Genomic DNA, 13133 nt, shown 5'->3' with positions numbered 1-13133 from the left:
ATGTGGCACGATTGTGACAGCAAATGTGACAGTGCAAGTGGCGCGGCGCCAAAGTGTCTGCCTAAGATCGAAAAACCGCGAGTTTGCGTGGCAGCCTGTGAATTACCCACAGGCCGAGTTGCGTTTTTCTCGGCAACTGTTGCTGCAATGCAACATTTAAGAGTCGCGGCCGCCCCCCGCGGCGCGGGGGGCGCCCGCGACTCTTTAATGTTGCATTGCAGCAACAGTTGCCGACAAAAACGCAACTCGGCCTGTGGGTAATTCACAGGCTGCCACGCAAACTCGCGGTTTTTCGATCTTAGGCAGACACTTTGGCGCCGCGCCACTTGCACTGTCACATTTGCTGTCACAATCGTGCCACATGCGGGCTTCAGGGGCGCTCGCAGGTCAAGCGCGCCCCACTTCGTGCGCCTGCCGAACGACATCACACCAAGGGGACATCCTGTCATGAATTTTCGTCACACGCTTGCCGCCAGCTGCGCGCTGATCCCGGTTGCGCTACTTTCCACGCCCGCCTTTGCCCAGTCGACCGGTTCGGTCGACTTCGACGAAGAAATCGTCGTCACCGGTACCACCGCACGCGATGTTGCGGGCATCAGCTCGCCCGACACGTCGAAGGCGAAAGCCGTGCTTGGTCAGGAAGTGATCGGTCGCCAGAACCCCGGCCAAACGATTCTCGACACGATCAACATGGTTCCCGGCGTCAGCTTTCAGAACAACGACGCCTATGGTTCGTCGGGCGGCACGCTGACGATCCGCGGTTTTGACTCGAGCCGCATCTCGCTGACGTTCGACGGCATCCCGCTCAACGACTCGGGTAACTATGCCATCTATTCGAACCAGCAGCTCGACCCCGAAGTGATCGAGCAGGTCAACGTCAACCTTGGTTCGACCGACGTCGACAGCCCCACCGCTTCGGCCGTCGGCGGCACCGTCAACTATCGTACGCGTACCCCCGGTGAAGACTTCGGCGTTCGTCTGTCGGGCTCGGCAGGTGAATTCAAATTCTTCCGCATTTTCGGCATGGTCGATTTCGGCGAATTCACCCCCTTCGGTACGCGCGCCTTCGTTTCGGCCTCGACCGCTTCGAACGACAACCCGTTCAACAACTACGGCCGCGTCAACAAGCAGCAGTATAACGCGCGCATCTGGCAGCCGATCGGCGACAATGGCGACTTCGTCTCGGTGGCCGGTCACTATAACCAGAACCGCAACAATTTCTTTGGCTCGCTGCCGCTGCGAAACGATTCCAACCGCACCGTCGGGTCGGGATCGGGCAACCGCTTCCCCGCTAACAATGACGAACGCGAATATCTGATCAACTTTCCCTGCACCACCGCCGCACCGGTTACCCCGGGCGTAACCGATGCACCGAGCAGCTGCGGCACCGAATTCGACCGTCGTTACAACCCGTCGAACACCGGCAATATCCGCGGTGCGTCGAAGTTCACGCTGGCCGAAGGCATCGTGCTGACGGTTGATCCCAGCTATCAATATGTGAAGGCCAATGGCGGCGGCACGGTCAATGGCAATGAAGGCTTCCGCGACATCAACCCGACGGCGGGTACGACGCTGTCGACCGGCTATATCGGCGGCCAACCCTATTTCGGCCGGGATCTCAACGGCGACGGCGACTTGCTCGACCGCGTGAACGTACTGGCACCCAGTCAGACGCGCACGCATCGTTATGGCGTGATCGCCGGCCTGCGCTGGGACATCAACGATCAGCACACGATCCGCGCATCGTTCACCTATGACCGCGCCAACCACCGCCAGACCGGCCAGGTCGGGCTGCTCCAGTTCAACGGCGAACCCTTTGACGTGTTCCCGGTTAACGATCCGCTGACCGACGCCACGGGTGCGGTGCTGCAAAAGCGTGATCGCCAGTCCTATGCAACACTGACCCAGGTCGCCGGTGAATATCGCGGCGAATTCGGCGACCTGACGGTCAATGCCGGCCTGCGCGCTCCGTTCTTCAAGCGCGACCTGAACCAGAATTGCTTCACCACCTCGGCGTCGGGCTTTGTCGATTGCTTCGGTGAAGGCGATCCGCGCAATGCAACCTACGCTGCACTGAACCCGACCAACTCGAACGGCAGCGTTCGTCAGGGTCCGCAGCAGCGCGTGTTCAAATATGACGACATCCTGCCCAACGTCGGCGTCGTCTATAAGATTGCCCCACAGGTCAGCATCTTTGGTTCCTATGCCAAGGGTCTGTCGGTTCCGGGTACGGACAATCTGTACAACAGCTTCTTCTTCGCCCCCGGCACCGAGCAGGCGCAGCCGAAGCCCGAAACCACCGACAGCTTTGATCTGGGCGTCCGCTATCGCAGCGGCCGCGTGCAGGGCGAACTGTCGGGCTGGTTCACCAAATATAGCAACCGCCAGGCTTCGGCCTACGATCCCGAACTCGATACGACCGTTTTCCGGAACTTGGGCAAGGTCGATAAGTACGGCATCGACGGGTATGTTTCGTTCCAGCCGAATGATAACCTCACCCTCTATGCTTTTGCCTCGTACCTCGATTCGGAGATCAAGGACGACGTGCAGACCGGTGCGAACGCCTTCGCCCCGACCGCCGGCAAGCGCGAATCGGGTTCGCCGGGCTACACCTATGGCGGTACCGTTCGCGGTACTCTGGGTCCGGTCGATTTGGGCCTGACCGCCAAGCGGACCGGCGGACGTTACCTGTTCGACACCAACCTGCCGTTAGTGCTGGGCGGCAACGAAGTTTATCCTGCCAAGGCGCCCGCATACTGGCTGGTCAATCTCGACGCGCGGATGAATCTGGAATGGGCAGGTCTGAACGACAAGACCTTCTTCCAGGTTAACGTCTATAACCTGTTCGATCAATTCTATGTCGGCGGTTTCGGCGGCGGCCTGACCCAAGGGACCAGCGCCCCGTTCGTGCAGATCGGCGCGCCGCGCACCATCAGCGGAACGCTGTCGGTCGAATTCTGATCGAACAGCGAAAACGGAAACAGGGCGCGGGAGGGAACTCCCGCGCTCTTTTTCGTGGCTGATTGAAAGTGGCGCGCCCCTAGAGCGTCGCGTAATTAATCTGAATCGCGGGGATTCCCTTTGGTGCAAATTTATGATTCACCGTTGTTGGAGGTGGATCATGGGCAAGAGCAGTTCGGTTGATCTTCGGGATCGGATCGTTGGCGAGATAGAGCGAGGAAGCTCGCGCCGTGCTGCGGCGCGTCGCTTTGGGGTGAGCGCGCCGACGGCGGTTCGCCTGGCGCAGCGCAAGGCGCAGACGGGATCGGTAGCGCCTGCGTGTCAGGGCCGTCCGAGGGGGAGCGGTATGCTTGATCGCCATGCCGATGTGCTGATCGGCTGGGTCGAGGCGAATGGCGACATCACCATGCCCGAGTTGGCGGCGCGTCTTTTTGCGGAACGGGGGGTGAAAGCGCACCCGGCATCGCTATCGCGGTTGCTGCTCCGGCACGGTTTTACCGTTAAAAAAAACGCTGCTGGCGAGCGAAGCCGATCGCGCTGACGTTGCCCGCGCGCGGCGGGTATGGCGCGGATATCGGCAGCCGTGGATGAAGAAACGGCCCGAAAGGCTGGTGTTCATCGACGAAACCGGGACGACGACGAAGATGACCCGGCTGCGCGGCCGGTCGCGCCGGGGCATTGTAGCTTGTGATTCCCGCCTCTGCGGGGCACTTGCCAGATATTCTGTCGTTGCGACTGAGCGTTTAGCGTCAGGTTTCTCGAAGACGTTGGCTAGAGGGGCGCCATGAACATAATCAAGGCGACGCTGGGATGGTTTCTTCGTAAAGGAATGCTGTTTGTTTTAATCGTCGCGGCGATTTCATTCCACCAGCTGGTCTGGCCGAGAATCTCAGACGGAATCGTCAAGACGGCGGCGAATCTCGAATGGAAATCGCCCGGCGAGATCAAATCGGAATTGATGCTGTTGAAGCAGCAAGCGATTTCCGAACTCAAAGCGTCTGAAGCGAACTTAGCTGATCTGAGCGGGCGCGCGCTCGACGATGCTTTGCGCGAGAGAAAAAACGCTCTCGCAAGACTGAAGAAGGATTTAGACCGAGCACCGGGCCTGTTCGAGAGATATCGGCCAACGGTGATCATCGCACGCGAAAAATTACAGTTGAGGAGCCGAAGACTAACGGCCGAGATCGCGCTGCTAACGGCAGTGAAGAAGAGGGAGGAAGGCCGCGCGACTCTGGCTGGCATCTCCTACCCTTTCCAAAGCGACGTCAGCTTTGCTCAAGCCGAGTGCATTCGCGCGAACAAGGCTGTCAGAAGCTTCAACAGCAGCGGCTATGCTGAACGGTCGGTCGGCAACATTTTACACGATCGCGCAACGAAGCTCACGCAAGAGGCGAAGGTCAAATGTGGTAACTTCAATAGCAAGAAATCAGCACGAGAAACGGGAATAGCCGCAGGCCACATAGCGCGGGCCCAGTTGCGCGCGTCGGAAGTCGCGCTCTCGCAGGTTCGGAATGGCTTGGCGAAAGAGTTGGCCACATACGCGCCTGAGATCGCCGACGAGACGTACAGTGGAATCATCTCGAAGGCGCTGTTGGTGCTTGCGGCCGTTCTGGCAATGCCATTCATCATACGTGTCATATTCTATTATGTCTTGGCGCCAATGGCAGAACGGCGGGCCTCGGTACGGATCAAAGTCGCGGGCAACACAAATGTCCCGATCACGGCTAGTGCAACCTCTGGCGTCTCAATTCCGGTTACATTGGGAAGAGGCGAGGAGCTTCTGGTCAGGCAAGATTATCTGCAATCGAGCGCGCTTGGCGCGAAGAAGGACACGCGCGCCGTTCTAGACTATCGGCACGTCCTTTCTAGCATCGCGAGCGGGCTGATTTTCCTGACCCGCATCCGCGGCGAAGGCGAAACGACGACGGTCTCAGCAGTCCGCGATCCGTTCGCCGAGCTCGCTGAAATACGCTTGCCGGCCGGGGCTGCGTGCGTACTGCATCAACGCGCACTCGTCGCTGTCGTACAGCCGATAGCGCAAGCAATACGCATCACGAGCCATTGGCGTCTGTTCTCGCTCAATGCGTGGCTGACGCTGCAACTGCGCTATTTGGTGTTTCACGGCTCATGCAGACTGATTGTTAAAGGCGGACGCGGCATCAGAGTCGAACAAGCGGAACGCGGGCGCATATTTGGGCAGGATCAACTTGTCGGCTTTAGTACCGATCTCGCCTATTCGGTGACGCGCACGGAAACATTTGCGCCATATTTCTTTGGGCGCGAACAATTGCTCAAGGATAAGATTGAGCAAGGATCAGGGATTCTCATCATTGAGGAGGCGCCGCTTTCATCACGGCGGGGGAATGGCGTCGGAGGCAGGTTGGAAGGCGTTTTCGACGCGGGATTGAAGGTCTTCGGATTGTAGTCGATGTGAGCAAGCGCGCCACACGAGCCAATTATTTGCCGCGGTAAGGTTCGCAGGCGATGCCATCGTCATCGCGGTCAAGTTGAGCACGGTAGCCGGGTGAGCCGTCATATATTGGAGCTGCGCCAGCCAAGCGAGCAGCTGCACAATCGCGGTAATAAGCCGACTGCTCGATGTTGGCTTTTTCGTCTGGGCTCTGCGCGAACGACAAGACGCCGTTGCTGAGCTCGGGCTTCGTCTGCAAGGCGATCAAAGCGATCGCAACGCCGAGCAGCAGGATCGGCCGGAGCCGCGAAATGCTGAGCCAATTGCGCGCGCGATACGAGCGTCGGTGCGGCGGCTTGTTGCGCGAATGGCGTGCGTGAAATCTAGGCGAGGGGCGGCGGGCCACGGTTCAAACTTAGCCGTGTGCGGTTGCGATGAGGTAAATGCGGGCAAGTGGGGGTGGAACGTGAGAATATGGCGTTCGAGCGCCTTAACGTCGACGGGCTTTTTGTCGGTAAGCATGCTGGTGCTAATGCATCAGCGTCGACGCGTAAGCTGTGATTGTACGGTCTGGTTAGCGCCTCAAGTCAGTCGTAGCCGACCGCGAGACGGCTGCCCGAAACCCGCCGTTCGCGCAGATTGCGACCCGCGTCAGCAAGACGCCCAATTCCAGTCAGTCAACATCTACCGGGGCGGCTTAGAAGGGGCCATAAAGGCGGCAACCTCGCCATTTGTCCCAGACTGTTGTGCCGGTGGATCATAGCAGAACGTCAGTCTTTACCGCGCACAACCTTGCGTGAACGCACCTTCCCGGCGAGATCCTCGGGATAGAAATACACGGCCCGCAAATTCCCCTGTGCATAACGCTTCGCCTGATCGTTAAAGTGTGGCGAGGCGGGGTCGCTGCTTAGACCTCCTGCGGTTACCGCGCGAGCGCGGACGCGAGGACCGAATTCGACGGCCGCGACGAAGCTGTTGCCGTAGTCGCCATAATAACGCCGAGTCCCCGGATAGCGCTGTGCGCCGAACGAGGCGAGCGAGCCCCAGTTGGCTGAGACAAACGGCACCGAAATACTTGGTTTGGTATCGTCAAAGGTTCGGACGATTGCCCCGTCGAGGCGTTGGAAGCGGTTGATTTCGCCCCAGGGCACCGTCCACGAACCAAAGTCCGATTTGAGCCGAGCGATCGCCGCATCAAGTGCGGCGAGTTGGTCAGCGTCGCTGGCTTGCGCCATCAGCGCGGGCTGCACTGGGGACATTGGCACTCCGGCCTCGACGGATATCCGCTCCCATAGCGCATCGGCCCAGAACACAGCGAGACTTGTTTCGGTTGAAGCCAGGCTCCACCGGTGATCCCATCCAGCAAGGAGGGCGACAGCCTCTGCGCGCGAGGTATCTGGGTTGCGCGCCTGCGCAGCGACCACTTCCGGGATTTGCTGGGCGAACAGCGGTATCCATGGATCGTAAGCCGCTTCTACGAGCTGGTCGAGCGTGAAACTGGGCCGCGCCGCCAGCACCCGCAGCGCCGCAGCAGTGCGCGGGCGGCTACCGACCTGGTCGAAATAGCGCGCGTAAGCTGACTGGTTGGGACTATCGGCTCCTGCCGCCCACCAAGGCCCGTCGTTGACGTTCATTGCCCAGCCGTTGGCTGGGTTAACCACTTGCGGCAGCTCCCGAAACGCGTGCAGTCCCTTCCAGTCTGTGGCCGGGTTACTTCCGTCGACAGGCTTTGTGTAATCGAAGCGTGGAGCGCGCCGCGGCATGAATTGCGGGAGGAACAGCGCTGTCTCACCCGCTTTGCTGGCAAACAAGGTGTTGTTCGTCGAATTTGCCTGCAGCTCCGCAACACGGCGAAAACCAGCGAGGTCTTTGACCTTGGTGCGCAAAAAACTCTGTTGCAGCGCCGCTACCGGCCTATGCATTAACGCCGCCGAAATCCACTTGCCGTCGGCTTCGCGGACCACTGGGCCGTGATGTGTGGAGTAGACACTGAACGCCCGACTACCAACGGCGCCGTCCGGCTTGCGATAAGCGAGCGCAACGGTCTCGACGGTTACTGGGCGTTCCTCCTTGCCGTAACGATACGTCCACTTATTGCCCCCAGTCCCTTTCTCCACTGTCTCGGCGAACTCGTCGATCGTATCGGCTGAACTGGTGGTGTGCATCCACCCCGCATTCTGGTTGAAACCTTGGTAGATGAAAAACTGCCCCCAGGTTGCCGCACCATAAGTGTTAAGACCCTGTCCACTCGTCACCTGCTGCTCGGCGCGGAAGAAGAAGCTGGTGTGCGGGTTGATCAGCAGCAGCGGATGGCCGCTGGCGCTATGAGACGGCGCGATCACAAAGCCGTTGGAGCCGGTCGGCTCGCGCGTCACGAGGCCGCGCTCTTCAGCGGTCAGCGCTACTGTGCGGCGCTCGTAAAAGGCTTGCAGTTGGCTGAGCGAAACGCGGCTGATATCGCCACCAATTGATCCTTCGGAAAAGCTCAGCGCCATCCACGGTTCAAACCGGGTCAGCACCTTGGGTTTTACTTCCGGATGGTCGGCTAGATACTGGTTTAGACTCGCCGCCCATGCCTGCATAAGCTTGCGCAGCCAAGGCGGGCTTTGGGCATATTGGGCCTTCAATTCGTTCGGATCGATCCACAACCGCTGGCGCAGGTCCTGCCACAGCGCCTTCTCGCCTTCGACCTCGGCCAGGCGACCGAGACTGGTGAGATAGTTTATTTCGATCCGGTTGAAGTCATCCTCGGCCTGAGCATAGATCATTCCAAACACTGCGTCGGCGTCCGAGCGACCGGTGATGTGCGGAATGCCCCAATCGTCGCGAACAATTTCGGCGCGATAGGGGGTGGCATGCGCTGACGTGGCTATAAGCAAAGAAAAAGCGCAAAAATTTGCAAGGCGGCCCACAGTCAGTTCCCCCCTTAATCATCCCGCATTGAGCTTAGCGCCGGATATGCCCTCGCGCCACCGCTGATCATTGTTTCAAGGACCTCGCCCATGTTTGTGACGCCCGCAATGCCAAGGATAGCATCCCAAAACGGCAGCTCTATTTCGACTAGCACAGTCATTCTGCTCCCGGTCGCTTTGAGTCATTGCCGACGGATTCTGCAGAATGACGGCTATCCCAGATCCATGCCTGAAAGCCGACCGACGCCAATCGGCCAAGAACTGGCATGCAGCTTTATGATCAGCTGGTCTTCATCTGCTGAACCTAGAATTTCGCCAGCACGCTGATGCCGCACCCTGCGCTTCGCTTCAAGATGCGTGCGATCAGGGGCCGCAATGGCGACGGCTGTCGGGGTCGCAAATAGGGTTGTCGACATCGGCCATGGTTCAATCGGCGCCCATTATTTTCTCACCTCGCTCGGGCATCGCTTGGCGGCGCGCCTTTCAGGGGATGCGGGGGCCAATTGGGTTCCTTATGCTTTGCTGGCAGCGACATTGGGGTTGGGCGCTATGTTGGGAGCAGCAACCTACATCCAAATGGGCGCGCACGCGCTATGGCCTGCCGTGGCCATCGCCGCGATCCTGGCGTTCACCGTCCAGCGTCCCTGAAACATATGTCGGTCGACGACCGGGCTCGCGCAATTGGCTCAGGGCTGTTCATGCTGACGCGGCGGCGCGGCAAGCTTGCGAAGCAACAGATTCCGGCGTGTTGAACGCGGGCGATGGACGGAGCGCGGCTGTTCGGCCGCGCCTTGCAGGCGGATCGATTGGCGTTTCGACCGGACGGGAGCTCGCACGTCGCGGCTTTCAAACTGCGAGGCGTAGCGGCTCTTCTCCCGCCAGACTTCGGCGGCGAGTATCAGCTGATTTCTGGTTTGTGGCAGGGTGCATTTTTCCGCTTCACGCGCACTCATCTCGGCCCGGGCTGCAAAAACTTCGCTATTGAGCATCAAATTTTCCTTTGTTTACGAAAGCTTCACTTGCGCTCCGCTCGTCAGCGTGTGCCGCTATTCGGATTTGGCCGCTGAGGGGCCCGCGTCCTGGATCGGCTCGGGTCGAGCGAACCCATGCATGCTCAGCCACCACTGCATCGCGATGACCGCGCCTTTCGCGGGCTGGAGAAGCGCGGTCATCGTCCCCGCCGCCAACGTGAGCACGAGCGCCATCAGGAGCCACGTCGGAACATCCCAATGACTGACGAGCGCGATGATCACCGGCGCCAACAAATGCCCGGTTATAAGGATGGAGAGATAGGCCGGAAAATCGTCGGCTTGCTGCGGCGTCCAGTCCTGCAAGCACATCTCGCAGTGATCGACCGGTTTCAGGTAACGCGCGAATAGCGCGGTCTGGCCGCAACTGGGGCAGCGATTCAAAGCGCCCCGCAAGGCCGCCTCGAAGCCGCTGCGAGGATGATTGGGCTGCGCACGGGAACGGGCGCCGCCTCCGCCACGAATGGCGTCGCTGGCGGGCGGGATCGAGGGCTTCTGCCTTGGCAGCTCGTCAAAAGGGCCGATGGAGCAGTCAGGCACGTTGCGGTTCCTTGTTACAGCAGCGCAGTCTGTCGCTACATGGCTCATGATGGCGTGCGGTTTGGGTTGCGGCATCTAGCGGCGCGGATCATGCGCGGGAAATTTGAGCGACAGCCGCCGGTCGGCGCTCGGGCCTTTCGCCAGCCGTTCAACTTCTTCGAGCGCGTGTCCGATCTCGAACATCAGCATTGCTGCCTGGCTGGCAGACAATATGATGTCAGCCTGCGGCTGCGTCCCTTCGAACGAAAGGACGACCTGGCGCTCGAAGGGCTTTGGACGTTTCAACTGCGCGCGCACCTTGATGGGAGGCGTCATGGGCGCATCTCCCATAATATGTCATGTGGTGGCATTTCGGTTCATCGTCCTTCCGCTCCCGCGCTTTGCCGATTGCACTCGTCGAGCGCCCGACCGATTCCCGCCATCAGTAATATGGCTTCGCCAAGAGGCGGGACCAGCTCGACAGGGCTATTTTCGGTTCGAAGAATGAACTCGATTTTCTTCTCTCCGGGCGCAGGATCGGCGGTCGCAGCCTGCACCGTGACGTCCTGAATCACGAACCGCTGCCGGATGTTCTCGAGAATGGGCACAAACATCGTCACGCCAATGTCCTTGAATTTGTCAGTGAACCGACTGCGAGGGACCATCGGTGCGATCGACGGAAGGTCGATTGCTTTCAGCGGGCGGAGGCGCGGCGCACTTCTTCTTGGCCGCTTCATTCTGACGGTCGTGCGACTTGCCGCCTGCAATAGTGACGCCCACAAACAACGCGATCAGCAAAGCCGAAACGATCACTACAACGACTATCGTCATTTCCTCTGCTCCTGCTCGGCAACGCGCTGATTCGGCTACCATCGGACCGCCACGGTCCAATCCGCTTGTGCGCAGCGACATACGGCGCGCAATCGCTTCTCGGTCAACGAGGTGTAATCATATATACACGGTTATTATGAAGTGTTAATACTGATATTTGATACCTTATATATCAGGAGGCTCTATGATCACGTCGCAACAAATGCGTGCCGCACGCGCCCTGCTGGGTATCGATCAACGGCAACTGGCTGAGCTGGCGGGGCTATCGTTGCCGACGATTCAGCGCATGGAAGCATCCGACGGCCAGGTTCGGGGTGTCGTCGATACCCTCGTTAAGGTCATTCGCGCGCTCGAAAGCAATGGCATTGAGCTGATCGGCGAAAATGCACCGAGCGAAGCGGTAGGTCGCGGGGTTCGCCTTCGTGAAACAAGCAGCGGAAAATCGGCGGGCCGCGTCAATTCCATCCTTTTCGATCGCGATGATGGGCCGCGCTTTGATGAACAGCGAATTTAGCGCACGATGCAGTCCTTCACGCCCAAGCTGATCAGCACGTTGCGCGAAGGCTATGACGCGCGGACATTTCGCGCCGATGTGCTGGCCGGGCTGACCGTTGCGATTGTCGCCCTGCCGCTGGCGATGGCGCTCGGCATTGCCAGCGGCGCGTCGCCGGACAAGGGTTTGGTCACGGCGGTCATCGCTGGCTTTCTGATTTCCGCACTTGGCGGGTCGCGAACCCAGGTCGGCGGACCGACGGGCGCTTTTGTCGTCGTCATCTTCAACGTCATCGCCCAGCACGGCTATGATGGGCTGCTCATCGCAACCTCGATGGCGGGTGTCATCCTGTTTGTCGCGGGCATTGCCCGCCTCGGGCAAATGATCAAATTCATTCCCCACCCAGTCGTGACGGGCTTCACCGCTGGCATCGCTGTCATCATCGCGTCGAGCCAGGTGAAGGACTTTCTCGGCCTGTCCATGAGATCTGTTCCCGCCGATTTTCTGCCCAAGTGGCAAGCCTATTTCGGTGCCTTGTCAACGGTGCAGTTCGTGACAGTTTGCGTTGGTCTTGGCGCGCTCGCCACGATCGTCATCCTGCGCCGACTGGCGCCCCGCCTGCCGGGATTTCTGATCGCCGTGCTGCTAGCGTCGATTGTCGTGGCGGTCCTGAAACTGCCCGTCGACACCGTGGGATCGCGGTTTCCCGAAATGCCTGCGGGACTTCCGATGCCGGCCTTGCCCCAATTCACCCTGGCCAAGATCCAGGAACTGCTCCCGGCCGCGTTCACGATTGCCTTTCTTGCTGGGATAGAGGCATTGCTGTCCGCGGTCGTCGCGGACGGGATGACGGGCACGCGGCACCGTTCCAATCAGGAATTAGTTGGCCAAGGCATCGCGAACATGGCCTCGTCGCTGTTCGGTGGCTTGCCGGCGACAGGCGCGATCGCCCGCACTGCCACCAATATCAAGGCCGGCGCCAAAACGCCGGTCGCCGGCATAGCGCATGCCGTTTTCCTGCTGCTGTTCATCCTGTTTGCCACCGACCTGATGGCCTATGTGCCGATGGCGGCCCTTGCCGCCATCCTGTTCATGGTGGCGTGGGGGATGAGCGAGTATGAGCGGTTCACCGCCTTGCTCTCAATGCCCAACAGCGATCGCGGAATATTGCTGCTGACCTTCGGCTTGACGGTATTGGTCGATCTAACGGTGGCAATTGGTGTCGGGGTTACGGCGGCCTCTTTGCTGTTCATGGCCCGAATGAGCGAAACCGTCCAAATTGAGAATGACAATGATTTATCCGACGCGCGAGACCTCGATGGCGAGGACCTGAGCCAGCGCGATGCGCTGCCCGATGGTGTCGAGGTATTCCGGATTTCGGGCCCGTTCTTCTTCGGCGTTGCTGGCGAATTGCTCGACGCTTTGCGGCGATTAGGTCAGACGCCGAAGATACTCATTTTGCGGATGCGCGAAGTCCCCTTGCTCGATGCCAGCGGGGTTGCGGGCGTCCACGAGTTTGTAATCCAAGCGCGGCGCGCTGGAGCGCAGATCATCTTCTCGGGCGTTCGAACTCAGCCGATGGAGATGCTCCGTCGCGGCAAACTCGATGAAGCCGGTTCCAGTTTGCATTTTGTCGAAAGTTTTGACGACGCAGTCCGAAAAGCGGAGGTACTGGTTGGTCGCGTATGAAAACCGTTCCCGCTTCTCCCGGTGTTTTAAGCGAGCTTGATTTTCATGTATCGAAATCGCGAACGTCGGCTTTTCCTTGTTCTGTATCCGACACCGGTCGGACAGCTTGCGTTGAGAGTTTCGGACGCCGCCAGGCGTCGGAAAGTCTTCGATGCCCGAACCGCGGGATGCATGGACTGAGCTATGGGGAAAGCGGTTTTGCGCAGGTCGTGGTGCTGGACGTTGCTGCCCAAAATCGGACGCATCTGAGATCGGACCGTCTGAATTTAGATCGCAAAAGCGGACGCCGA

At 59.6% G+C, this 13133-nt stretch carries 12 protein-coding genes; 5 read left to right on the top strand and 7 right to left on the bottom strand.

Features of this window, described 5'->3' with window-relative positions; all coding sequences use genetic code 11:
- The first annotated feature begins 447 nt into the window (after nucleotides 1-447).
- From K0M74_RS00830 to K0M74_RS00820, 3 genes are all read left to right on the top strand, one after another.
- Entirely contained in the window at nucleotides 448-2961 is a 2514-nt protein-coding gene (locus tag K0M74_RS00830; RefSeq protein WP_293966963.1) for a TonB-dependent receptor, read from the top strand.
- Between the two features lie 346 nt (nucleotides 2962-3307).
- Nucleotides 3308-3502 (top strand): hypothetical protein, encoded by a 195-nt coding sequence (locus K0M74_RS00825; protein ID WP_293966961.1) that lies wholly within the window; start codon nucleotides 3308-3310, stop codon nucleotides 3500-3502.
- A gap of 243 nt (nucleotides 3503-3745) precedes the next feature.
- Entirely contained in the window at nucleotides 3746-5386 is a 1641-nt protein-coding gene (locus K0M74_RS00820; protein ID WP_293966959.1) for a hypothetical protein, read from the top strand.
- Between the two features lie 31 nt (nucleotides 5387-5417).
- Here K0M74_RS00820 and K0M74_RS00815 read toward each other — a convergent pair whose 3' ends face one another.
- The 7 genes from K0M74_RS00815 to K0M74_RS00785 all read right to left on the bottom strand — a co-directional run bounded on the left by K0M74_RS00815 (nucleotide 5418) and on the right by K0M74_RS00785 (nucleotide 10661).
- Nucleotides 5418-5639, bottom strand: a complete 222-nt coding sequence (locus tag K0M74_RS00815) for an excalibur calcium-binding domain-containing protein (protein ID WP_293966957.1) — start codon at nucleotides 5637-5639, stop codon at nucleotides 5418-5420.
- A gap of 502 nt (nucleotides 5640-6141) precedes the next feature.
- Nucleotides 6142-8283 carry a penicillin acylase family protein gene (locus K0M74_RS00810; protein WP_293966955.1) on the bottom strand — a complete coding sequence of 714 codons (2142 nt, stop codon included), beginning with the start codon at nucleotides 8281-8283 and terminating at the stop codon, nucleotides 6142-6144.
- Nucleotides 8284-8969: 686 nt separating this feature from the next.
- Complete coding sequence (locus K0M74_RS00805; protein ID WP_293966953.1) at nucleotides 8970-9272, bottom strand: hypothetical protein; 303 nt, start codon at nucleotides 9270-9272, stop codon at nucleotides 8970-8972.
- Between the two features lie 57 nt (nucleotides 9273-9329).
- Nucleotides 9330-9851, bottom strand: a complete 522-nt coding sequence (locus tag K0M74_RS00800) for a DUF983 domain-containing protein (protein WP_293966951.1) — start codon at nucleotides 9849-9851, stop codon at nucleotides 9330-9332.
- 75 nt (nucleotides 9852-9926) lie between these two features.
- Nucleotides 9927-10166: a hypothetical protein gene (locus K0M74_RS00795; RefSeq protein ID WP_293966950.1), complete on the bottom strand. Its 240-nt coding sequence runs from the start codon at nucleotides 10164-10166 to the stop codon at nucleotides 9927-9929.
- A 41-nt stretch (nucleotides 10167-10207) separates the two neighbouring features.
- Nucleotides 10208-10450: a hypothetical protein gene (locus tag K0M74_RS00790; protein ID WP_293966948.1), complete on the bottom strand. Its 243-nt coding sequence runs from the start codon at nucleotides 10448-10450 to the stop codon at nucleotides 10208-10210.
- Nucleotides 10451-10469: 19 nt separating this feature from the next.
- Nucleotides 10470-10661 carry a hypothetical protein gene (locus K0M74_RS00785; protein WP_293966946.1) on the bottom strand — a complete coding sequence of 64 codons (192 nt, stop codon included), beginning with the start codon at nucleotides 10659-10661 and terminating at the stop codon, nucleotides 10470-10472.
- Between the two features lie 184 nt (nucleotides 10662-10845).
- Between K0M74_RS00785 and K0M74_RS00780 the strand changes: the two genes are divergently transcribed.
- The gene (locus K0M74_RS00780) at nucleotides 10846-11175 is read left to right on the top strand and encodes a helix-turn-helix transcriptional regulator (protein WP_293966945.1); all 330 of its coding nucleotides are present in this window, start codon (nucleotides 10846-10848) and stop codon (nucleotides 11173-11175) included.
- A gap of 6 nt (nucleotides 11176-11181) precedes the next feature.
- Nucleotides 11182-12843 (top strand): SulP family inorganic anion transporter, encoded by a 1662-nt coding sequence (gene sulP / locus K0M74_RS00775; RefSeq protein ID WP_293966944.1) that lies wholly within the window; start codon nucleotides 11182-11184, stop codon nucleotides 12841-12843.
- Nucleotides 12844-13133 lie beyond the last annotated feature (290 nt).

Source organism: Sphingopyxis sp. (genome assembly GCF_019459305.1).
GTDB lineage: Bacteria > Pseudomonadota > Alphaproteobacteria > Sphingomonadales > Sphingomonadaceae > Sphingopyxis.
The sequence above is the reverse complement of the archived record's forward strand: the minus strand, read 5'-3'. Positions and strand labels throughout refer to the sequence as shown.

What these genes read in the sequence shown, in the direction of transcription:
- K0M74_RS00820 (WP_293966959.1), top strand. Translation starts at nt 3,746, where the DNA reads ATGAACATAATCAAGGCGACGCTGGGATGGTTTCTTCGTAAAGGAATG.
- K0M74_RS00780 (WP_293966945.1), top strand. Translation starts at nt 10,846, where the DNA reads ATGATCACGTCGCAACAAATGCGTGCCGCACGCGCCCTGCTGGGTATC.
- K0M74_RS00805 (WP_293966953.1), bottom strand. Translation starts at nt 9,272, where the DNA reads ATGCTCAATAGCGAAGTTTTTGCAGCCCGGGCCGAGATGAGTGCGCGT.
- K0M74_RS00830 (WP_293966963.1), top strand. Translation starts at nt 448, where the DNA reads ATGAATTTTCGTCACACGCTTGCCGCCAGCTGCGCGCTGATCCCGGTT.
- sulP (WP_293966944.1), top strand. Translation starts at nt 11,182, where the DNA reads ATGCAGTCCTTCACGCCCAAGCTGATCAGCACGTTGCGCGAAGGCTAT.
- K0M74_RS00825 (WP_293966961.1), top strand. Translation starts at nt 3,308, where the DNA reads ATGCTTGATCGCCATGCCGATGTGCTGATCGGCTGGGTCGAGGCGAAT.
- K0M74_RS00785 (WP_293966946.1), bottom strand. Translation starts at nt 10,661, where the DNA reads ATGACGATAGTCGTTGTAGTGATCGTTTCGGCTTTGCTGATCGCGTTG.
- K0M74_RS00795 (WP_293966950.1), bottom strand. Translation starts at nt 10,166, where the DNA reads ATGACGCCTCCCATCAAGGTGCGCGCGCAGTTGAAACGTCCAAAGCCC.